The organism is Cupriavidus sp. GW823-FHT07A04 (genome assembly GCF_058794615.1).
This window is the reverse complement of record NZ_JBXAHA010000002.1, coordinates 68,576-88,901: the sequence shown is the minus strand read 5'-3', so window position 1 is coordinate 88,901 and position 20,326 is coordinate 68,576. Positions and strand designations below refer to the sequence as shown.

General features: G+C 65.1%; 17 protein-coding genes. 8 read left to right on the top strand and 9 right to left on the bottom strand.

Going from position 1 to position 20,326, the window contains the following annotated elements:
* Window position 1: 1 nt before the first annotated feature.
* From AC1Q7Q_RS03670 to AC1Q7Q_RS03645, 6 genes are all read right to left on the bottom strand, one after another.
* Window positions 2–523 (bottom strand): OsmC family protein, encoded by a 522-nt coding sequence (locus tag AC1Q7Q_RS03670; protein ID WP_492374259.1) that lies wholly within the window; start codon window positions 521–523, stop codon window positions 2–4.
* Between the two features lie 92 nt (window positions 524–615).
* The gene (locus AC1Q7Q_RS03665) at window positions 616–1,542 is read right to left on the bottom strand and encodes a LysR family transcriptional regulator (protein WP_492374258.1); all 927 of its coding nucleotides are present in this window, start codon (window positions 1,540–1,542) and stop codon (window positions 616–618) included.
* A gap of 8 nt (window positions 1,543–1,550) precedes the next feature.
* Entirely contained in the window at window positions 1,551–2,342 is a 792-nt protein-coding gene (gene garL / locus AC1Q7Q_RS03660; protein WP_492374257.1) for a 2-dehydro-3-deoxyglucarate aldolase, read from the bottom strand.
* 142 nt (window positions 2,343–2,484) lie between these two features.
* On the bottom strand, window positions 2,485–2,859 hold the full coding sequence (locus AC1Q7Q_RS03655; protein ID WP_043355096.1) for a 5-carboxymethyl-2-hydroxymuconate Delta-isomerase: 375 nt from the start codon (window positions 2,857–2,859) through the stop codon (window positions 2,485–2,487).
* A gap of 44 nt (window positions 2,860–2,903) precedes the next feature.
* Window positions 2,904–3,998, bottom strand: coding sequence for a malate/lactate/ureidoglycolate dehydrogenase (locus tag AC1Q7Q_RS03650; protein ID WP_492374256.1), 1,095 nt, complete (start codon window positions 3,996–3,998; stop codon window positions 2,904–2,906).
* 123 nt (window positions 3,999–4,121) lie between these two features.
* Entirely contained in the window at window positions 4,122–5,225 is a 1,104-nt protein-coding gene (locus tag AC1Q7Q_RS03645) for a Bug family tripartite tricarboxylate transporter substrate binding protein (protein ID WP_492374255.1), read from the bottom strand.
* Window positions 5,226–5,505: 280 nt separating this feature from the next.
* Between AC1Q7Q_RS03645 and AC1Q7Q_RS03640 the strand changes: the two genes are divergently transcribed.
* Genes AC1Q7Q_RS03640 through AC1Q7Q_RS03625 form a run of 4 tightly spaced genes read left to right on the top strand, consistent with a single transcriptional unit; the run spans window position 5,506 to window position 10,843 of the window.
* Entirely contained in the window at window positions 5,506–7,209 is a 1,704-nt protein-coding gene (locus AC1Q7Q_RS03640; protein ID WP_492374254.1) for a thiamine pyrophosphate-binding protein, read from the top strand.
* A 45-nt stretch (window positions 7,210–7,254) separates the two neighbouring features.
* Window positions 7,255–8,679, top strand: coding sequence for an FAD-binding oxidoreductase (locus AC1Q7Q_RS03635; RefSeq protein ID WP_492374253.1), 1,425 nt, complete (start codon window positions 7,255–7,257; stop codon window positions 8,677–8,679).
* A 55-nt stretch (window positions 8,680–8,734) separates the two neighbouring features.
* A complete protein-coding gene (locus AC1Q7Q_RS03630; protein ID WP_492374252.1) occupies window positions 8,735–9,727 on the top strand; it encodes a Bug family tripartite tricarboxylate transporter substrate binding protein in 993 nt (330 codons plus the stop codon).
* 42 nt (window positions 9,728–9,769) lie between these two features.
* Complete coding sequence (locus AC1Q7Q_RS03625) at window positions 9,770–10,843, top strand: Ldh family oxidoreductase (protein ID WP_492374251.1); 1,074 nt, start codon at window positions 9,770–9,772, stop codon at window positions 10,841–10,843.
* A 25-nt stretch (window positions 10,844–10,868) separates the two neighbouring features.
* Here the strand turns inward: AC1Q7Q_RS03625 and AC1Q7Q_RS03620 are convergent, their stop codons facing one another.
* The 3 genes from AC1Q7Q_RS03620 to AC1Q7Q_RS03610 all read right to left on the bottom strand — a co-directional run bounded on the left by AC1Q7Q_RS03620 (window position 10,869) and on the right by AC1Q7Q_RS03610 (window position 13,950).
* A complete protein-coding gene (locus tag AC1Q7Q_RS03620) occupies window positions 10,869–11,393 on the bottom strand; it encodes a nucleoside deaminase (RefSeq protein WP_492374250.1) in 525 nt (174 codons plus the stop codon).
* A gap of 199 nt (window positions 11,394–11,592) precedes the next feature.
* The gene (locus AC1Q7Q_RS03615) at window positions 11,593–12,399 is read right to left on the bottom strand and encodes an oxidoreductase (RefSeq protein WP_492374249.1); all 807 of its coding nucleotides are present in this window, start codon (window positions 12,397–12,399) and stop codon (window positions 11,593–11,595) included.
* Window positions 12,400–12,489: 90 nt separating this feature from the next.
* Entirely contained in the window at window positions 12,490–13,950 is a 1,461-nt protein-coding gene (locus AC1Q7Q_RS03610; protein ID WP_492374248.1) for an efflux transporter outer membrane subunit, read from the bottom strand.
* 85 nt (window positions 13,951–14,035) lie between these two features.
* Here AC1Q7Q_RS03610 and AC1Q7Q_RS03605 point away from each other — a divergent pair, with 85 nt between their 5' ends.
* The 4 genes from AC1Q7Q_RS03605 to AC1Q7Q_RS03590 all read left to right on the top strand — a co-directional run bounded on the left by AC1Q7Q_RS03605 (window position 14,036) and on the right by AC1Q7Q_RS03590 (window position 20,291).
* Window positions 14,036–14,650, top strand: coding sequence for a TetR/AcrR family transcriptional regulator (locus AC1Q7Q_RS03605; protein ID WP_441637362.1), 615 nt, complete (start codon window positions 14,036–14,038; stop codon window positions 14,648–14,650).
* A gap of 88 nt (window positions 14,651–14,738) precedes the next feature.
* A complete protein-coding gene (locus AC1Q7Q_RS03600) occupies window positions 14,739–15,854 on the top strand; it encodes an efflux RND transporter periplasmic adaptor subunit (RefSeq protein WP_492374247.1) in 1,116 nt (371 codons plus the stop codon).
* Complete coding sequence (locus tag AC1Q7Q_RS03595) at window positions 15,851–18,982, top strand: efflux RND transporter permease subunit (RefSeq protein WP_492374246.1); 3,132 nt, start codon at window positions 15,851–15,853, stop codon at window positions 18,980–18,982. The genes AC1Q7Q_RS03600 and AC1Q7Q_RS03595 overlap by 4 nt, the downstream gene beginning before the upstream one ends.
* 148 nt (window positions 18,983–19,130) lie before the next feature.
* On the top strand, window positions 19,131–20,291 hold the full coding sequence (locus AC1Q7Q_RS03590; RefSeq protein ID WP_492374245.1) for a porin: 1,161 nt from the start codon (window positions 19,131–19,133) through the stop codon (window positions 20,289–20,291).
* Window positions 20,292–20,326: the final 35 nt, after the last annotated feature.

Below are 20,326 nucleotides of genomic sequence, written 5' to 3'. Positions count from 1 at the left end.
GCTATGCCGCCGGCCCCGTGCCGGCGGCATGGGTTACGTCGATCTTCGTACCGCGGGCGAGTGTCTGATACACCACGCAATAGCGCTCGGTCAGCCGCAGCAGCGATTCGAGCTGCTCGGCCTGGGCATCGGTATCCAGTTCAAACCGCATCCGGATCGCGCGCAAGCCCACGGCGGCGTCCTTGCTCACGCCAAGCGTGCCGCGAAAATCGAGGTCGCCTTCCACCAGCACGCGCGCATCGCGCAGCACGATGCCCAGCGCGGTAGCCACCGCATTCAGCGTGACGCCAGCGCAGGCGGCCAGGGCCTCCAGCAGCATGTCGCCGGAGCAGGCGCTCAGGCCGGTGCCGCCGGTGGCAGGATGCAGGCCGGCTTGGACCATGGCCTTGCCGGTTTCGACGTGGCAGGTAACCCCCTCGCCCAGGCGGCTCGATGCACGCAAGGTGATCAAGGCAGCCTCGGGGTGTTCTCGGTACTTTTCCTTGAGCGGGGCCTGGAGGGTGCGGAGTTGGTCGGCGTGCACGGGCGTTCTCCCAAGCGTTGGCTTCAGGCATCGAGCCTAGGCGGCGGTTGCAAAACCTTCAAGGCGGCAACAGGCAGCCAGCATCTGAGGTGTCAAATCAACCGCGCCCCCGGCCACGCCCCCGACATCACGATATTGCGCACAGACTGCCGCACCGTTTGCATGATGTCCCACAATTCCGGCACCGGTGTGCGATTACGCGCGGTGGCAAGCGCCACCTGCCGCGTCACGACCGGATCCACCAGCCGGGCGGAATGCAGCCGGCCTTGCGCTACGCGATCCGCGACCGCGGCAAACGGCAGCAGGGTGGCGCCGCAGCCGTCTTCCACCAGGCGCATCGATACGGTATTGGACGCGTCGCATTCCAGCGCCAGTTGCAGGGTGGTGCCCGCGCGAGCAGCGAGCGATTCGGCCAGCACGCGCAGGCCGTGTCCGGTGCTGGGCAGGATCAGCGGCACTTCGCCAAGGCGGCGCACGGGGAAGGTCGGGCCGAGGTGGCTCCAGGATGTCGGCGTGACCAGGGTCAGGTCTTCTTCCAGCAGGATGTCGACCTTCAGCGCCCCTTGCTGCTCGGGCAGGTAGAGCAGGGCTACGTCGATCTCGCCAGCCGCCAGCCAGGCGAGCACGGGGCTGGCCAGTCCTTCGACGAAGCGCACTTTGGTCGCCGGGAAGCGTTGCTTGAGCGCGGTGCCGATGCTGGCGAATGCGGTGTTGGCGATGGTGGGCTGCGCCGCGATCACCAGTTGCGCAGGGCCTTGCGCCGACGAAGCGCGGATGGCTTCGCGGGCTTCGGCCAGCGTGGCCGCTACCTGCCGCGCATAGACAATCAACGTCTGGCCGGCTTCGGTCAGCACCACGCCGCGCCCGCTGCGGTGAAACAGGCGGGTGTCCAGCGCGGCTTCCAGCCGGGCGATCTGCCGGCTTACGGTGGACTGGTCCGCGCCCATTTCGAGCGCGGCGCGCGAGATGCTCTGCGTGTTGGCGACGCAGACGAAGCAGGCCAGATCCTCGGAGTTCATCGCAACGCTTAGCTGGCGAAACGATCGCGCAGCGCCTGCGTCGCGGTACGGAAGAGACTCTGGTCCACGCCCACCGCCACGAAGCTCGCGCCCATGTCCAGGTAGCGGCGCGCGTCGGCTTCTACCGGTGTCAGCGTGCCTACGGCCTTGCCGGCGCGCCTGGCGGCCTCGAAGATGCGCGCCACCTGCGCCTGCACTTCGGGGTGGTTGGGGTTGCCGAGGTGGCCGTAAGCGGCCGCGAGGTCGTTCGGGCCGATAAAGATGCCGTCGACCCCATCGACCGCGCAGATCTCGTCGGCCGCGTCCACGCCTTTGCGGCTTTCGATCTGCACCAGCACGCAGATATTGTCATTGATCTGGCTGAAGTACTCCGGCACCGTGCCATAGCGGTTGCTACGCTGGACCGACGACACGCCACGCATGCCCGCTGGCGGATAGCGGGTGGCGCTCACCGCGCGCCCGGCCTGCTCCGCGCTCTCCACAAAGGGAATCAGGAAATTGTAGAAGCCGATGTCCAGCAGGCGCTTGATCAACACCGGATCGTTGGCGGGCGGGCGCACTACCGGCGCGCTCACGCTGCCTTGCAGCGCCATCAGTTGCGGGATGAAGGTCAGCACGTCGTTGGGCGAATGCTCTGCGTCGAGCAGCAGCCAGTCGAAGCCGGCCAGGCCGAGGATCTCGGTGGTGTTGGCGTTGCCCAGCGAGCACCAGCACCCGATCAAGCGCTTGTGCGCCAGCACGTCGGCACGAAAGCGGTTGGGCAGGGGCGAAGGCAAGGTTGAATTCGGGAGGGAGGACATGACGATGGTGTTCCTGTTTTCAGTCTGGAAGGTGAATGGGCCAGCCGGTGACCCCGGTCTGCAGGGCGGTGTGGCCCCGCATTCAGCCTTCGACTGGCTGCGGGGCCATCGCTGATGCCAGATGGCTTGCTGGTCTGGCGGATCAGTGCGAACCGCTGACGATCTGCTTGGTGAAGCTGGCGCGTTCCATCTCCACCACCTCCACGCTGACCTGCACGCTGTCTTCCGCGTTGGCCGGGCGCACCGCGTCGGCAATGACCTCGCAGATCGCCTGGCTCAGTGCCTGGCGCACGGCCAGGTCGCGGCCGTCCAGGATGTGCAGGCGCGCATGGACGAAAGCGCGCTCGCGCGCTTCGGTGCCCTGGCGGTAGGAGGTCAGCGTGATGCAGCGCGACTTGATGTCCGGCTCACCGAACTGGCCGGAGGCCAGCAGCGCGGCATTGGCCTCGTCCAGCAGTTCTTCCTGCGAGCAGGTGAGGCGGGTGTTTTCGGTAATTTCAATGATGAGGTGGGGCATGGTCGCTAGGCCTGAAGGTTTCGGTAAGTCGCCGGGGTGGGGGATCAGTCCACCGCCAGCCGCGACAGCGGGCCGGGCGACTTGCCGCGCGCTGCCTGCACGCGCGCCGCGGCGTCGTCAAGCTGGGCCAGCGTGCCGCTGTCCACCGGCATGAATTCGGCGCGGGCGCGGCGCCAGGCACGTTCCGGCTCGCCGGGCAGCAGGATGGCATCGGTGCCGGGCTGCAGGTGCGACGAGCGCAGCCAGTCGACGAAGGCCTGCACTTCATGGCCAAAGGTGGTGCTGCTGCCCAGGCGCTCGGGGTCGAACACGATGGCCAGCATATTGTTCCAGACCGCGTGCTCGTGGCTCAGGGTTTCCGGGCGGATGGTGTGGCCACCGGTGACCGCCGCGCCCAGCAGTTCGCACATCACCGCCAGCACGTAGCCCTTGTGCTCGCCAAAGGGGCGCAGCGCGCCCTGCGCCTGGCCAGCGGGCGGGAACATCACGGCCGGGTCGTCGGTAGGATGGCCTTCGGTGTCGAGCAGGCAGCCCGGGGGCACCGTCACGCCTTTGTTGTTGGCCACGCGCACCTTGCCCAGCGCGATCGCGCTGGTGGCGAAATCCATCACCAGCGGCTCGCCGCCGGCCACCGGCACGCCGATGGTGAACGGGTTGGTGCCATAGCGCGCCTCATAGCCGCCATGCGGGGCCACGATCGGCTTGGATAGGACATTGACGAAGTGGATGGAGATCATGCCGGCAGCGGTAGCCTGCTCGGCCCAGTGCCCAACCCGGCCCAGGTGGTGCGAGGCGCGCAGCCCCAGCACGCATACGCCGTGCTCGCGCGCGCGCTCGATGGCCAGGCCCATGGCTTCCTCGGTCACCGCCTGGCCCATGCCGCGATTGCCATCCAGGCTGAGGATGCCGCCAGCCTCGTGCACCACGCTCACGCGCTGGTTCAGTTGAAGCTGCTCGCCTTGCCAGGACATCACGTACTTCGGGATCATGCCGACCCCGTGCGAGTCGTGGCCAGACAGGTTGGCGCCGACGAGGTGGTCGGCGGTCAGGCGGGCCTCGCGGGCATCGGAGCCGGCGGCGAGCCAGAGATCGACCACCCATTGATGGAGGGCGGGAGTCGGGATGCGGTGTTCACTCATGAGCTTGGGGTTCGAAAGAGAAGGGGAGATCGGTGGGGAAATCGGTCGAACATGGCGGCCCCCATGATAAGCCGCCGGGCCCGGCTTGGGTACCCGGCAAGCCATGCGAGCCATGCACTGGCGTCATTCCGGCCGGATGTTGGCGCTCTTGATCAGCTGCGCCCACTTGGCCACTTCGCTCTTCTGGAACGCGCCCAGTTCGGCCGGGCCGGCGCCGGACGGCTCGATCCCGAGCGAGGCCAGCCGGGCGCGCATGTCGGGCTCCTGGATGATCTTGCCGATGTCCGCGGCAAGGCGGTTGACGATGGGTGCAGGCGTGCCAGCGGGGGCAAACACGGCTTGCCAGGAAACGATCTCGTAGCCTTGCAGTTTCGCGCCGCCGGCTTCGGCCACGGTCGGCACGTCCGGCAGTTCGCGGGCGCGCTTGGCAGCCGTGGTGGCCAGCGCGCGGAACTTGCCGGACTGAATCATCGGCATGGCGGCCACGCTGTTCTCGAACAAGACATCAACTTGGTTGCCCAGCAGGGCTTGCACGGCGGGGCTGCTGCCCTTGAACGGCACGTGGAGCAGCTTGACGCCCGCCATGCTGGAGAACAGTTCGCCGGCCAGGTGCTGCGAGGTGCCGTTGCCGGCCGAGCCGAAGGAGACGGCGCCGGGCTTGGCCTTGGCGGCGGCGATCACGTCCTGCACGGTCTTCCACGGGCTGTTGGCGTTGACCACCAGCAGGTTGGGCAGGGTGCCGATCAGGGCCACGGGCTGGAAGTTCTTGATCGGGTCGTAAGGCATCTTCGGATACAGGCTCACATTGATCGAGTGCGAGCTGATGGTGCCGCCGACCAGGGTGTAACCGTCCGGCGCGGCCTTGGCCACATAGTCGGAGCCGATATTGCCGCCCGCGCCGGCGCGGTTCTCCACCACCACTGGCTGGCCGATCATCTGCGACAGGCGCTGGCCAATCAGGCGGCCGAGCACGTCGGTGGTGCCGCCCGCGGCAAAGGGCACCACGTAGTTGACCGGCTTGGCCGGCCAGGTGTCCTGCGCATGCGCCGGCAGCGCGCCAACGGCGGCCAGGGTGCAGGCGAGCAGGCCAAAGGCGCGGCGAGATGGGGAAACGGCGCGGAAAATGGGCTGCAAAACGGGCTGCAAAACGGGCTGCAAAACGGGATGGGACTGATGGGCCGGCTGGCTGGCCCGAAGGGGCCGCAGGTGCAGAAGCTGCAGAAGCATGTCTTGGTCTCCATTGTATTTTTGTCTGGGCCATCGTCCTTTGCGCTGCGTGACGTGGCCGCTATGCTCTGGCAAGCGGCGCATGTGGCAGGGTGGGATCGCCTGGCAACAGGCTACACGCGTGCCGTGGTAGTAGCCTTGCGTTTTACGCATAACAGAAATGCGCCTGAAGCCAGGCGCCCGAAGCGTTCGCGACGTAACAATCGCTACATTCCCGGAGGTTCCGGATTGCTCTCATCCCGGCTCCGGCCCGATTGCACTGCACCATTTCCTTTCTGCCATGACCAGCCAATCCGTTGCAGCTACCGTGCCTTCCACTTCCTCCTCCGCCAATCCGGCGGCGCGCTCCGGCGGCCGGATCCTGGTGGACGCGCTGCGCATCCACGGCGCGGAGCGTATCTTCTGCGTGCCGGGTGAGAGCTTCCTGGATGTCCTCGACGCGCTGCACGACCAGCCCGCCATTGACCTGATCGTCTGCAAGCACGAAGGCGCCGCGGCCAACATGGCAGAGGCCGACGGCAAGCTCACGGGCCGCCCGGGCATCTGCTTCGTCACGCGCGGCCCGGGCGCCACGCACGCCAGCATCGGCGTGCATATCGCAGCGCAGGATTCCACGCCGATGCTGCTCTTCGTTGGGCAGATCGCTCGCGGCCACAAGGGCCGGGAGGCCTTCCAGGAGGTCGACTACGGCGCCATGTTCGGCTCCATCGCCAAGTGGGTGGTGGAGATCGAGGATCCGGCTCGTATCCCTGAGCTGGTGGCACGCGCGTTCCAGTGCGCCACCTCGGGCCGGCCCGGCCCGGTGGTGATTTCCCTGCCCGAAGACGTCCTGGACGGCCTGTGCGAGGTGGCCGATACTGGCCGCTATCGCCCGGTGGCGGCGGCACCGCGCGCGGTCGATGCCGATGCGCTCGCTGCCGCGCTGGCGGGGGCCGAGCGCCCGCTGGTGATTGCCGGCGGCGCCAACTGGAGCGCGCAGGCGGCGGCCGATTTTGCGGCCTTCGTGCAGCGCTGGAACCTGCCGGTGGCCTGTGCGTTCCGCCGCCAGGACGTATTCGATAATCGCGATCCGCACTACGTTGGGCACCTCAGTCTGGGCGTCAACCCGGCGTTGGCCGAGCGCGTGCGCACGGCCGACGTGATCCTGGCCTTCGGCACGCGGCTGGGCGATATCGCGACCGACGGCTACACCTTGCTGGAGGCCCCGCAGCCGCGCCAGCGCCTGTTTCACCTGCACGCCGACAGCGCCGAGCTGGGCCGCGTCTACCAGCCCGAGCTGGCCATCCATGCGGGCATCGAGCCCGGCGCCGCCATGCTGGCCGCGCTCACGCCGCCGGCGGCGGTGCGCTGGGGCGACTGGACCAGCGCCGCGCGCGCCGCGCATAACGCTCTCGTGGCCCCGGCCAAGCCGCACCCGCAGCTCACCGGCGTGGACATGAGCGCGGTGGTCGCGCACCTGGACCGGGTCTTGCCCGACGACGCCGTGCTGACCAACGGCGCGGGCAATTACACGGTCTGGCTGCATCGCTACTACGCCTATCGCCAGCCGCGCACCGAACTGGCCCCCACCTGCGGTGCCATGGGCTACGGCCTGCCCGCGGCGATCGCCGCCAAGCTGCGCGACCCGCAGCGCACCGTGGTGTGCTTCGCCGGCGACGGCTGCTTCCTGATGTACCCGCAGGAAGTGGCCACGGCCGCGCAGTACGGCGCCAACCTGATCGTGGTGGTGGTCAACAACGGCATGTACGGCACCATCCGCATGCACCAGGAGAAGCGCTATCCCGGGCGCGTTAGCGGCACGGACATCCCGAGCCCGGATTTTGTGGCGATGGCGCAGTCGTGCGGGGCCTGGGCGGAGCGCGTGACGCAGACGGAAGATTTCGCCGCGGCCTTTGCGCGCGCGCAGGCCGCGGGCAAGCCCGCCGTGCTGGAGCTGGTCACGGACCCGCGCCAGATCACCCCGGCGATGCGGATCGCGGACTGAAAGAAGAAGAAAGCAAAAAACAAAATACAAGACAGGAGACATCCCATGACCGATGCCACGCTGGCCGACTTGCGCAGCCAGTTTGCCGGCCGCTTGCTGAGCGCCGCCGATGACACTGCGCCGTTTCTCACCGACTGGCGCCGCAGCTGGACCGGCCGCGCCCTGGCCGTGGCGCAGCCCGATAGCACGGCCGACGTGGCGGCCATCGTGCGCTGGTGCGCGGCGCGCCAGGTGCCGCTGGTGCCGCAGGGTGGCAATACGGGCATGGTGGGTGGCGCCATCCCGGACGACCGCGGCCGCGCGCTGGTGCTGTCCACGGCGCGGTTGAACCGCATCCGCGAGATCGATCCGATCAACAACACGCTCACCGCGGAGGCGGGCTGCATCCTGGCCGCCGTGCAGCAGGCGGCGCAGGAAGCGGGGCGCTTGTACCCGCTGTCGCTCGGCGCGGAGGGCAGTTGCACCATCGGCGGCAATCTCGCCAGCAACGCGGGCGGGGTGCAGGTGCTGCGCTACGGCAATACACGCGAGCTGTGCCTGGGGCTGGAAGTGGTAACGCCCGACGGCGAGATCTGGGACGGCCTGCGCGGCCTGCGCAAGGACAACACCGGCTACGACCTCAAGCAGCTCTTTATCGGCGCGGAGGGCACGTTGGGCGTGATCACTGCCGCCACCCTCAAGTTGTTCCCGCGTCCGGCGGCGCGCATGACGGCGCTGGCCGCGGTGAGCGATCCGCATGCGGCACTGCGCCTGCTGGAACTGGCCCAGCGCCGGCTAGCCGCCACGCTGACGGCGTTCGAGTTGATGAGCGGCGTGTGCGTGGCACTGGTGGCGCGACATTTCCCGGACTGCCGCGCGCCCTTCGGGCAGGAGCATCCCTGGTATGTGCTGCTGGAGAGCAGCGACCCGCATAGCGAGGCGCACGCCACGCAGGCCTTCGGGGAGCTGATGGAAGAGGCCTTCGAGGCTGGCATCGTGGCGGACGCTGCCATCGCGGCCTCGCTGGCGCAGTCCGATGGGCTGTGGCGGATCCGCCATCACCTGCCGCAGGCCCAGTCGCTGGAGGGCGACAACCTCAAGCACGACATCTCGGTGCCGATCTCCGCGATCGCCGCGTTCATTGCGCACACCAGCGCCGCCATCGTGGCCGCCAATCCCGGCGCTCGCGTACTGGCTTTTGGCCATCTGGGCGACGGCAACCTGCATTACAACGTCAGCGCGCCGTACGGCATGTCGCAAGCGGACTTTGTGCGGGCCAACGGCGCGGCCATCAGCGCGCTGGTGTACGAGGCCGTGCACCGTGTGCGTGGCTCGATCTCGGCCGAACATGGCATCGGCCAGCTCAAGGTCGACAAGAACGCGCACTACAAATCCGCTGTGGAAATGAAGCTGATGCAAAAGATCAAGCACGCGCTGGACCCGCACGGGCTGATGAACCCGGGCCGGCTGCTGCCGGGCGCATCGCACTGAGCGCACTGCACGCCACGCGCCAAGCATCACAACAAGAACCTGAGAGGAGACACCCATGCATCAAAGCTACAAGCCGTTGCGCCGCACGCTGCTGGCCGCCCTGGCCGCCACCGCCGCGTGCGTGGCGTTGCCCGTGCAGGCGGACACCTATCCGTCCAGGCCGATCCGCGTGGTGGTGCCGTTTGCCGCTGGCGGCAATACGGATATCGTGGCCCGGCTGATCGGGCGCGACCTGCAAAAGGCGCTGGGCCAGCCGGTGGTGGTGGAAAACCGCCCCGGCGCCTCGGGCAACATCGGCGCCGACATCGTTGCCAAGTCGGCGCCGGACGGCTACACCTTCCTGATGGGCACGGTTGGCACCAATGCGATCAATGCCAGCTTCTATCGCAAGATGCCCTACGATACGGCCAAGGATTTCACTGCCGTGGCCATGGTCGCCTCGGTGCCGAATATCCTGGTGGTCAATCCCGCCGTGCCGGCAAAGAACGTCAAGGAACTCACGCAGTTCGTGAAGAGCGAAAACGGCAAGGCCACCTTTGCCTCGTCGGGTGCGGGCAGCTCGATCCACCTGTCGGGCGAGCTGTACAAGGTCATGACCGGAATCCAGATGGTGCATGTGCCGTACAAGGGCAGCGCGCTGGCGGTGACCGACCTGATGGGCGGGCAGGTGCAGATCATGTTCGACAACGCGCCGACCTCGCTGCCCTTCGTCAAGTCCGGCAAGCTCAAGGCGCTTGCCGTGACCGGCACCCAGCGCATGAGCGCGCTGCCTGATGTGCCGACGATGGAAGAAGCCGGCCTGCCAGGCTTTGTGACCGGCTCGTGGTTCGGCCTGTTTGCCCCGGCTGGCACGCCGCGCGAGATCGTGTCGAAGGTGAGCGATGCGGTGATGGCGGCCATGCGCAGGCCCGAGTTCCGCGAGCAGCTGGTCCATGCCGGCGCCGAGCCGGACCCCAAGCCCGCCGCAGAATTCCAGGTCTTCGCGCTGGCCGAGAAGGCGCGCTGGGAAAAGGTGGTCAAGGCGGCCGGCGTATCGGTCAACGAGTAAAACCCTGGGCGCGCCGGTCGCGCCCGACCTGACGGAGCCCCTATGCAAAGCCAACCCCCAGCCACCGTGCGCCATGACGCCGCCGCGCTGCGCAGCATGGCGCAGGCCATGTTCGAGCGCGCGGGCATGCCCGCCGACCGGGCCGCCGACGTGGCGGACATCCTGGTCGAAGGCGACCTGATGGGCCACGATACACACGGCCTGCAATTGCTGCCCACCTACCTGGCCGAGATCGAAAGCGGCAGCATGGCCGTCAAGGAGGACTACGAGGTGCTGGCCAACCGCGCCGCCGTGGCCACCTGGGACGGCAAGCGCCTGCCGGGGCCCTGGCTGACCCTGCGCGCCATGCAAAGCGCGATGGCGCGGGCGCGCGACTACGGCACCGGCACGGTCACCATCCGCCGCGCGCACCATATTGCGTGCCTGGCCGCCTACCTGGAGCGCGCCACGCGGGAAGGCTTCGTCATGCTGCTGTACTCTTCGGCGCCGGCCGCCATGACCGTGGCGCCGTTCGGCGGCACCCGCCCCGTGTTCTCGCCCAGTCCTGTGGCGGCGGGCTTTCCCACGCCCGACGGCCCGGTGCTGATCGATGTCTCCACCTCGGTCACCACGGTCGGCCTGACCACGCGGCTGTACAAGGAAGGCAAGCGCCTGCCGCACCAGTGGCTGATCGATGAGAACGGGAACGCCAGCGACGACCCCGCCGTCATGTTTGCGCCGCACGCGGGCTCGATCCTGCCGCTGGGCGGGCTCGATGCCGGCCATAAGGGCTATGCGTTGTCGCTGATGGTGGAAGCGCTGACCGCCGGCCTGTCCGGCCATGGCCGCGACGATCCGGGCAAGCGCTGGGGCAATACCGTGTTCCTGCAGATACTGGATCCGTCTGCCTTTGCCGGTGAAGAAGCCTTTGCCGGGCAAATGGGCTGGATCGCGCGGGCCTGCACGGATAATCCGCCGCGCCCTGGCGTGGATCGCGTGCGCCTGCCGGGGCAGGGTGCGCTGGAACGCAAGGCGCGCCAGCTGCGCGATGGCGTGGCGCTGAATCCCGCCATCCTGCCGCAGATCCAGCCCTGGCTGGACAAGTTCGGCATGGCGGCGCCGGCGCCGCTGGCTTGAGGCGCAGCCCGGCGCCGAAGCGCGATCAGTCCTGCCAGAAGCCCGCGTGCGCCTGCGCCGCCTCGTCCTCCAGCGCGGGGCCCAGCACGGCGACGCTGTGCTGCCCGCGCGCGAACACCTCCCGGCAGGGCAGCGAGAAGGTGGGGTTCTCGGGGTGCGCGCCGGTCAGCGTCAGCAACCGGTGCTCGGACAGCGCGTACACGACCCGCCCGATGTTGCACCAGTAGATCGCGCCGGCACACATGCAGCAGGGCTCCGCGCTGGTGTAGAGCGTGGCGCTGGCGAGTGCCTGCGGCGACAGCTTGCGGGCGGCTTCGGCCGCGGCGACCAGTTCGGCATGCTGGGTGGGGTCGCCCTCGGGCGGCATCGAGTTGTTGCCGGCGCTGGCGATGATATTGCCGTCGGCGTCCGCCACCAGCGCCGCAAAAGGATGCCGCCCGCGGGCGCGGGACGCCGCCGACAGGCGGATGGCCTCGCGCAGCAGGCGCAGGTCCTGCTGGCTCATCCCCGTGGCAGCAGCGGTAACGTCGGCGGCAATCAATGTGGTCATGGTCTGGTCCCGGTGGGTTCGTGAAGCGCGTGGCGGCGCGACGGCGTGGTGGTCTGGTGCGAATCATGACATGCAAGCCGCAGGGCAGACCACGGCCGCCGCCATCATGGCGGCAAAACGCGGGTGCCTAGCGATGGTCGGCCGGGATTCGCAAAGAATCCGCAGAACCTCCGCAAAGCGGTGGATGGGATAAAGCGCCTCAGGAGAGCCCGAACGTTTTCCGCAGACTTGCATCGACCGGGCCTGCCGGCATGAAACGGCGCAGCTTGCTCAGGAGGGAGGCCTCGCCTTTGGGTGTGCGGCGCATTTTCCACGTACCAAAGGCGGCATCGACGACCGTGCTCGCGACGCCATCGGGATCCGGTGCTTTTTGTACACTTTCTTGAATCGCCTGCGAAACGACGCTGCGCTCGTCGTCGTAGGCAGTTACCTTGGAAACTGCATGAGGGGCATTGATGTCCAGACTAGTCTTGGTAAATGAGGGTTCGACAAGCACCACACGGATGCCGAACTTGCGCACCTCGTGGTCCAGTGTTTCGGACACCCCCTCCACGGCGTGTTTGGACGCCGAATAGAGACCCATGTACGGCGCTGGCAGAAACCCGAGCACCGAGCTGATGTTGACAATTCTTCCCGAACCTTGCTCGCGCATGTGTGGCAATACGGCTCGTGTGGTGCGCAAGATGCCAAACACGTTGGTGTCAAACAGCGCCTGCCCTTCGGCGATCGAGGTTTCTTCGGTCGCTCCGAGCAGCGTCACGCCGGCACTGTTGACCAGCACGTCGATGCGCTCGGCCTGCGCGATGATGGCCTGGATCCCCCTCTGAACAGAGGCTTCATCGCGGATATCCATCTCGACCAGCTCAACGCCCGGTAGCGGCTGCGCTTTTGCGACGTTGCGCACGGTGCCGAATACCAGACAGCCCCGCAGCGCAAACTTCGCGGCGGTGGCACGGCCGATGCCCGAGGACACGCCTGTAATGACGACAACTTTGGAACTAGACATGGCAGTTTCTTTCGGTATGCGTGGTTCGGTGCTGCGGTAAAGGTTCGAGCGATGAGCCGTGCTGAATGCGCAGCCTCATCCGCACAGTGACTATTTGCTAGCAACGTCGATCGATTCGTTGGGCTGCCACCCACCGCCCAGGGCCTTGAAAGCCGCGACGGCAGCGCGCGCTGATTCGGTTTGCGCCTGCGCGCGCGCGTCTGATGTACGTAACAGGCTTTCGTCGGCTTGCAGGACTTCAATCAGGCTGACGACGCCTTTTTGATACGCAGCAAACGATGCATTTCGCGCGCGGCCAAGCGAATCCACGCCTTGTGTGAGCACGGCCGCTTGCTCTTCGCGCTTGACGAGGGCAGAGAAGGCGTCTTCCACATCCTGCGTGGCGCGCAGCACGGCGAGCCGGTACGCGGCCAGCATCTCCGCCTCTTGCCCCTTGGCCTGATCGATCTGCGCGTTGATACGGCCGAAGTCGAACAGGCGCCAGCGCAGGCCAAGCACGCCGGCAAATTGACTGGCACCGCTGCCGAACAGACTGCCGGCGCCCACCGATGTGGCGCTGCCCAGCAGGCCGCTGAGCGAGAACTTCGGGTAGTACTCCGCAATGGCGACACCGATGCGCGCGTTGGAAGCCGCCAGGCGGCGCTCGGCAACGATGAGGTCAGGGCGGCGCCTCAGTAATTCGCCCGGCGATCCGCTGATCGCAATTTGCGGAGCGGCCGGGATGTCGCCGCCTTGCGCAAGCTCCGCCCGGTGCGTGCCCGGCAGCGAGCCGAGCATCACATCCAGCGCGTTCATCGCCGCATCGAGGCCAGCCTCAAGCTGTGGGATGGAAGCGCGAACCTGAGCGAGTGCGCCTTCGGCCTGCCGGACTTGAAGCTCGGCCGCCAGTCCCTTGCCGTACAGCAGGTTGATGGTGGAGAGCAATTCTTCTTGCGTCTGTACCTGGTGGCGGGCCACTTTCAAGCGCGTCTGTAAGCCGCGGATGGTGATGTAGATATCGGCAGTCTGTGCGGCCACGGCCAGCCGTGTGGCGACTGCGCCCGCCTGGGAGGCCTGGTAGTCGGCAAGAGCCCCTTCGCGGCCACGGCGCAGGCCGCCGAATACGTCCAACTCCCAGCTTGCGCTGACATCGGCCTCAAAAGCGTTGCCGTAGCGATCGAAGCCGGGCCGCGAATTCAAGACGCGGCCCAAAGGGGTTTCGACGGACTGGTACGCACGCGCGGCCTGGCCCGTGACATTGCCGGAGGGCAGCAACGCAGCATTGGCAGCGCCAAGCCCCGCACGGGCTTGCGTGACGCGGGCGAAGGCCTGTGCAAGGTCCAGGTTTTGTTCCAGCGCGAGCTGCACGTACCGCGTAAGTTGCGGATCGCCAAAGCCAGCCCACCACGCAGGCAGATCGGCTTCGGCGTTGGCTGTCCGCTGCTCCACTGCTGTCTGGCCCTGGAATTGTCGGGGAACCGGCACATCTGGCTTCACATAATCGGGGCCGACGGCACAACCGGTCGCCAGGCTGGCAGCGAAGAGGGCCATAAAGGAGTGTTTTGGCAGCATGGATGTCTTCCATCGTGTTTTTGTGACTATAGTACAAAATGGTCACACGTTGTTCAACTATCGCGACTCGCGTAAGCTGGAGCCTATGAAGACCACCCCCTACCCCGTTTCCGCCCGTGGCCCGGCGGACCATGACGTGCGAGACCAGATCGTTGCCGCCGCCACCGAGCACTTCAGCCGCTACGGCTACGAGAAAACCGCCGTTTCCGATCTGGCCAAGGCCATCGGTTTTTCCAAGGCCTACATCTACAAGTTCTTCGAGTCCAAGCAGGCCATTGGCGAGATGATCTGCGCCAACTGCCTGCGCGACATCGAGGCCGACGTGAATGCCGCCCTGGCCGACGCCGACTCCCCGCCGGAGAAGCTCCGGCGCATGTTCAAAGCCTTGACTGAGGCCAGCCTTCGGTTGTTTTCCCACGACCGCAAGCTGTACGAGATCGCGGCCTCGGCAGCGACTGAACGCTGGCAAGCGGTGATCGCCTATGAGGACCGCATCCAGAGGTTGTTGCGCGATGTGCTGCAGGAGGGCCGGGAGACCGGAGATTTCGAGCGCAAGACGCCGTTGGACGAGGCCACGACGGCCATCTACCTGGTCATGCGCCCGTACATGAATCCGTTGCTTTTGCAGTACAGCTTTGACTACACGGAAAGTGCGCCCGGGCTGCTCTCCAGCCTCGTGCTTCGGAGTCTTTCCCCCTGATGTGCAGATTTTTTTGATTGTGACCATTGACTAAAATAGTCACAAGAACCAGAATGAAAGCCCAGATCATCTTGTCGATGGGGCTTTCATGCTTTCTCGTTGCTTTGTTACCTCTATCGTTATTGGTGCGTTGCCGCTCGCTTTGAGCGCTTGCGGCGAAAAGGCCCCTGCCGATCCGCGCACCGAGGCACCGTTGGTGCGTGCCGCGTTCGTTCAGCCCGTCGCTTCCGCGTCCCGTTCATTCACGGGGGTTGTCGCTGCCCGGGTGCAGAGTGATCTCGGGTTCCGCGTGCCCGGCAAGGTGTTGGAGCGGCTTGTGGATGCCGGACAGACCGTCAAGCGCGGGCAACCGCTCATGCGCATCGACCCTGTCGATCTGAAGCTCGCCGCGCACGCACAGCAAGAAGCCGTGGGCGCCGCGCGAGCGCGCGCGCACCAGACGGCGGAAGACGAAGCCCGCTACCGCGATCTGCGAGGAACTGGCGCCATTTCCGCCTCAGCCTATGACCAAGCCAAGGCTGCGGCGGACGCAGCCAAAGCCCAGCTGAGCGCAGCGCAAGCGCAGGCCGATGTTGCGCGTAACGCCAGCCGTTACGCAGAGCTTGTTGCCGATGGTGAAGGCGTGGTCATGGAGACGCTGGCCGAGCCCGGCCAGGTCGTCAACGCAGGGCAAGCCGTCGTACGGCTGGCCCACGCTGGCCGCCGTGAAGCGGTGGTCCAGTTGCCGGAAACGTTGCGGCCGGCGATCGACTCTGTCGCACAAGCCACGCTTTTCGGTAAGGAAAGCGCCGGTGTACCTGCCAAGCTGCGGCAACTGTCGGATGCTGCCGATCGGCTTACCCGCACGTTCGAAGCGCGCTATGTGCTGGATGGGGAACTGGCCAATGCGCCGCTGGGCGCCACCGTGACGATCCAGATTCCCGATCGGCTTACCACCGTGCAAGGCGATCTGCAGGTGCCGCTTGGTGCCGTGTTCGATGCCGGCAAGGGCCCGGGCGTGTGGGTCATCCAGGGTGATCCGGCGAAGGTGTCGTGGCGATCCGTCACCATCGTGCGCCTCGGTGACGAAAGCGCTCGGGTTGCTGGCCAAGTCAAGCAAGGGGACCGGATCGTCGCGCTTGGTGTACAACTGCTGCGTGAAGGGCAGCAAGTCCGTGTGGCAGGGCAAGGTGCCAGCACTGCCATCGCGGGGGTGCGCCTGTGAGCCAAGGTCGTTTCAATCTATCGGCGCTCGCCGTGCGCGAGCGCGCCATCACGTTGTTCCTTATCTGCCTGATCTCCCTGGCGGGTCTCATTTCCTTCTTCAAGCTGGGCCGCGCGGAAGACCCGGCGTTTACGGTCAAGGTGATGACCATCATCACCGCGTGGCCCGGCGCCACCGCGCAGGAAATGCAGGATCAGGTGGCCGAGAAGCTCGAAAAGCGCATGCAGGAGCTGCGCTGGTATGACCGCACGGAAACGTACACGCGGCCGGGCCTGGCGTTCACTACGTTGACCCTGCTCGACAGCACGCCACCGTCGGAAGTGCAGGAGGAGTTTTACCAAGCGCGCAAGAAGGTCAGCGACGAGGTGGCCAACCTCCCGCCCGGCGTGATCGGGCCGATGGTCAACGACGAGTATGCGGACGTGACCTTTGCGTTGTTTGCGCTCAAGGCGCAGGGCGAACCGCAACGTGTGCTCGCGCGAGATGCGGAGACGCTGCGTCAGCGCTTGCTGCACGTGCCTGGCGTGAAGAAGGTCAACATCATCGGCGAGCAGTCGGAGCGCATCTATGTCGAGTTCTCCCATGACCGGCTGGCGACGCTGGGCGTGAGTCCGCAAGAAGTGTTTGCCGCGCTCAACAGCCAGAATGCCCTGACGGCAGCCGGCTCGGTAGAGACGAAAGGGCCGCAGGTATTCATCCGTCTGGACGGCGCGTTCGACGAGCTGCAGAAGATTCGGGATACGCCGGTTGTATCGCAGGGCCGAACGTTGAAGCTGTCGGACATTGCCACGGTCAAGCGCGGCTACGTGGATCCTGCCACGTTCATGGTGCGCAATGGTGGCCAGCCTGCCTTGCTGCTGGGCATCGTCATGCGCGAAGGCTGGAACGGGCTGGACCTGGGCAAGGCGCTCGACAAGGAGGTGGGCGCCATCAACGCTGACATGCCGCTCGGCATGAGCTTGACCAAGGTGACCGACCAGGCAGTCAACATCGCCGCTGCCGTCGATGAGTTCATGCTCAAGTTCTTCGCCGCGCTGCTGGTGGTCATGCTGGTGAGCTTCGTCAGCATGGGCTGGCGCGCGGGCCTGGTGGTGGCCGCGGCCGTGCCGTTGACACTGGCGGTCGTCTTTGTGGTGATGGCTGCGACAGGCAAGAACTTCGACCGCATCACACTTGGATCTTTGATTCTGGCGCTCGGCTTGCTGGTGGACGACGCCATCATCGCCATCGAAATGATGGTGGTGAAGATGGAAGAAGGCTACAGCCGCGTCGCCGCTTCGGCATATGCTTGGAGCCACACTGCGGCGCCCATGCTGTCGGGCACGCTGGTGACCGCCGTCGGCTTCATGCCCAATGGCTTTGCGCGATCCACCGCGGGCGAATACACCAGCAACATGTTCTGGATCGTCGGCATTGCGCTGATCACGTCCTGGGTGGTCGCAGTGGTGTTCACGCCTTACCTAGGCGTAAAGATGCTGCCCGACTTCAAGAAGGTCGAAGGCGGCCACGATGCGATTTACGACACCCTGCGTTACAACCGCTTCCGTGCGCTGCTCGGGCGTGTGATTGCGCGCAAATGGCTGGTCGCGGGTTCGGTCGTCGGGCTCTTTGCCTTGGCCATTCTCGGTATGGCGGTGGTCAAGAAGCAGTTCTTCCCAATTTCGGATCGGCCTGAAGTGCTGGTCGAGGTGCAGATGCCCTATGGAACATCGATCAACCAGACCAGCGCGGCCACCGCAAAGCTGGAAGCTTGGCTCGCCAAACAGAAGGAAGCCAAGATTGTGACGGCTTACGTTGGCCAGGGTGCGCCGCGCTTTTATCTGGCGATGGGGCCGGAACTACCGGATCCGTCGTTCGCCAAGATCGTGATCCGCACCGACAGCCAGGAAGAGCGTGACGCGTTGAAGCAGCGCCTGCGCCAGGCCATTGCCGACGGCCTCGCCCCCGAGGCGCGCGTACGGGTCACGCAGCTCGTGTTCGGTCCGTACTCTCCGTTCCCGGTTGCCTATCGCGTGACCGGCCCCGATGCGCAGACGTTGCGCCGCATCGCGGCCGATGTCCGGCAGGTGATGGACGCCAGCCCGATGATGCGCACGGTCAACACTGACTGGGGGATGCGCGTACCCACACTGCACTTCACCTTGCAGCAGGACCGCTTGCAGGCCGTTGGGCTGACCTCCAGCGCCGTCGCGCAACAATTGCAGTTCCTGCTCAATGGCATTCCGGTGACGGCGGTGCGCGAGGACATCCGCACCGTGCAGGTGACCGCGCGCTCGGCCGGCGACATCCGACTGGATCCGGCCAAGATTGGCGACTTCACGCTAGCCGGCGCCAACGGGCAACGCATTCCGCTCTCGCAAGTGGGCAAGATCGATGTGCGCATGGAGGAACCCATCATCCGCCGGCGCGACCGCGTGCCGACCATCACGGTGCGCGGCGACATTGCCGATGGCCTGCAGCCGCCCGACGTGTCGACAGCCATCAGCAAGCAGCTTCAGCCGATCATCGAGAAGCTGCCCAGCGGATACCGCATTGAACAAGCGGGCTCCATCGAAGAATCGGGCAAGGCGACGAAGGCCATGCTGCCGCTGTTCCCGATCATGCTGGCCGTCACACTGTTGATCCTCATCTTCCAGGTGCGGTCCATTCCGGCGATGGTCATGGTGTTCCTGACCAGCCCCCTCGGCTTGATTGGTGTGGTGCCAACGCTGATTCTGTTCGGGCAGCCGTTCGGCATCAACGCGCTGGTCGGCCTGATCGCGTTGTCGGGCATCTTGATGCGCAACACGCTGATCCTGATCGGGCAGATTCAGCACAACAAAGCCGAAGGGTTGGACCCGTTCAGGGCCGTTGTAGAAGCCACCGTCCAGCGTGCGCGGCCAGTGATTCTCACCGCGTTGGCCGCCATCCTGGCCTTCATTCCGCTGACCCATTCAGTGTTCTGGGGCGCACTCGCTTACACGCTCATCGGCGGGACATTTGCTGGGACGATTTTGACCCTGGTGTTCCTGCCGGCCATGTACTCGATCTGGTTCAGGATTCGGCCAGGCAACGCGGCCGATGCACAGCGCGATCGGCACGAGACCACCGCGCAGCCCGCCGGAAAACTGGTGCCCGAGTCATATTGAATTGCAAGGGCATGTTCCTGCCACATTTCCCTTGATTCCAATCCACTTGCATTAAAGCGTCTTCTAGACGAGACATTGGGTGCATGACCTCCACCCAAGGTGTGCTGCTGTGCGAGAGGTCATAGAAATCGTGGTGAGGAGACAAAATATGAAGGTAAATCCAATTCTTCTGGGCTCCTTGAGCCTATTTTCTGGCATGACCTGGGCTCAGTCTAACGTTATTCTGTATGGCGTTGCAGATATGAGCATGGAATACGCAAATCACGTCGGTACGGTGCCATTGGTAAGCAATGGGTTCAATAGTGGGGCCGGAAAAAACGTCTATCGAATGGATTCTGGTGGTCTGTCTGGATCGCGCTGGGGGATTCGCGGCACAGAGGATATTGGTGGAGGCCTGCAGTCCATTTTTGTCCTGGAAAGCGGCGTGAGTCTCGATAACGGTACTCAGATGCAGGGTCGACTTTTTGGTCGACAGGCGTTCGTTGGATTGCAAAGTAGCTCCCTTGGAAAATTCACATTCGGGCGTCAATACACATCGCTGTTTGATTCCATTGCGAATTTCTCACCAACAATCTACGCAACGCAGTACTCGCCAACCGTACTTCTTCTTGGGCCTGCCTATCGAGAAGACAACACGGCGAAATATAGCGGTGCTTTCGGTCCCTTCACTATCGGTGCCCATTGGTCCTTTGGAACAGGTCTCGCGTTACCCGCCACCGCGCCAAGCACAATCCCGCTCACAGGAACCGGCGAGGTTCCGGGGCAATTTCGCAGAGACTCCGCGTATGGCGTTGGAGTGAATTATTTTGGCGGAAGTTTTGGAGCAGCGCTCGCCTTTGACGAATTCAATCCGAGCATGGTGAACGGGACGGGAGGATTCAAAAAACTCGCGATTGCCGGAAGCTATGCTGCGGGGCCCGCAAAGATAATGGCCGGGTACCGCTGGGGAAAGAATAAAGATGGGGCCGGAAGTGAAATCCTGAGAGACGATTTCTATTGGATCGGCGCAAACTACAAGTTGACACCGAGTGTGGATTTCACTTTGGAGTACGCGTACGACAAGATTCACCGAAGAGTAGGTGAATCGCAAATGGGAAATCCATGGCAAGTAACGGCAATCGCCAATTATTCATTCTCCAAGCGTACAAGTGCCTACGTCGTAACTTCTTTCGCAAAGAACGCGGGACTCAATCTTGATAATAGCGCCGTAAATTATGCCAACAGTCTGGGGACAGGGAATAGCTACACCCTCGGTGCAGGCGAGACGTCCATGCTTGGGGTAGGGCTTGGACTTCGCCACACGTTTTGAGCGGCGTTATGAGATGCCTTACAAGAATATTCAGA

Coding starts and splice junctions, on each gene's coding strand:
- AC1Q7Q_RS03600 (WP_492374247.1), top strand. CDS start 14,739: ATGCTTTCTCGTTGCTTTGTTACCTCTATCGTTATTGGTGCGTTGCCG.
- AC1Q7Q_RS03620 (WP_492374250.1), bottom strand. CDS start 11,393: ATGACCACATTGATTGCCGCCGACGTTACCGCTGCTGCCACGGGGATG.
- AC1Q7Q_RS03630 (WP_492374252.1), top strand. CDS start 8,735: ATGCATCAAAGCTACAAGCCGTTGCGCCGCACGCTGCTGGCCGCCCTG.
- AC1Q7Q_RS03650 (WP_492374256.1), bottom strand. CDS start 3,998: ATGAGTGAACACCGCATCCCGACTCCCGCCCTCCATCAATGGGTGGTC.
- AC1Q7Q_RS03645 (WP_492374255.1), bottom strand. CDS start 5,225: ATGCTTCTGCAGCTTCTGCACCTGCGGCCCCTTCGGGCCAGCCAGCCG.
- garL (WP_492374257.1), bottom strand. CDS start 2,342: ATGTCCTCCCTCCCGAATTCAACCTTGCCTTCGCCCCTGCCCAACCGC.
- AC1Q7Q_RS03625 (WP_492374251.1), top strand. CDS start 9,770: ATGCAAAGCCAACCCCCAGCCACCGTGCGCCATGACGCCGCCGCGCTG.
- AC1Q7Q_RS03590 (WP_492374245.1), top strand. CDS start 19,131: ATGAAGGTAAATCCAATTCTTCTGGGCTCCTTGAGCCTATTTTCTGGC.
- AC1Q7Q_RS03665 (WP_492374258.1), bottom strand. CDS start 1,542: ATGAACTCCGAGGATCTGGCCTGCTTCGTCTGCGTCGCCAACACGCAG.
- AC1Q7Q_RS03635 (WP_492374253.1), top strand. CDS start 7,255: ATGACCGATGCCACGCTGGCCGACTTGCGCAGCCAGTTTGCCGGCCGC.
- AC1Q7Q_RS03615 (WP_492374249.1), bottom strand. CDS start 12,399: ATGTCTAGTTCCAAAGTTGTCGTCATTACAGGCGTGTCCTCGGGCATC.
- AC1Q7Q_RS03610 (WP_492374248.1), bottom strand. CDS start 13,950: ATGCTGCCAAAACACTCCTTTATGGCCCTCTTCGCTGCCAGCCTGGCG.
- AC1Q7Q_RS03605 (WP_441637362.1), top strand. CDS start 14,036: ATGAAGACCACCCCCTACCCCGTTTCCGCCCGTGGCCCGGCGGACCAT.
- AC1Q7Q_RS03640 (WP_492374254.1), top strand. CDS start 5,506: ATGACCAGCCAATCCGTTGCAGCTACCGTGCCTTCCACTTCCTCCTCC.
- AC1Q7Q_RS03655 (WP_043355096.1), bottom strand. CDS start 2,859: ATGCCCCACCTCATCATTGAAATTACCGAAAACACCCGCCTCACCTGC.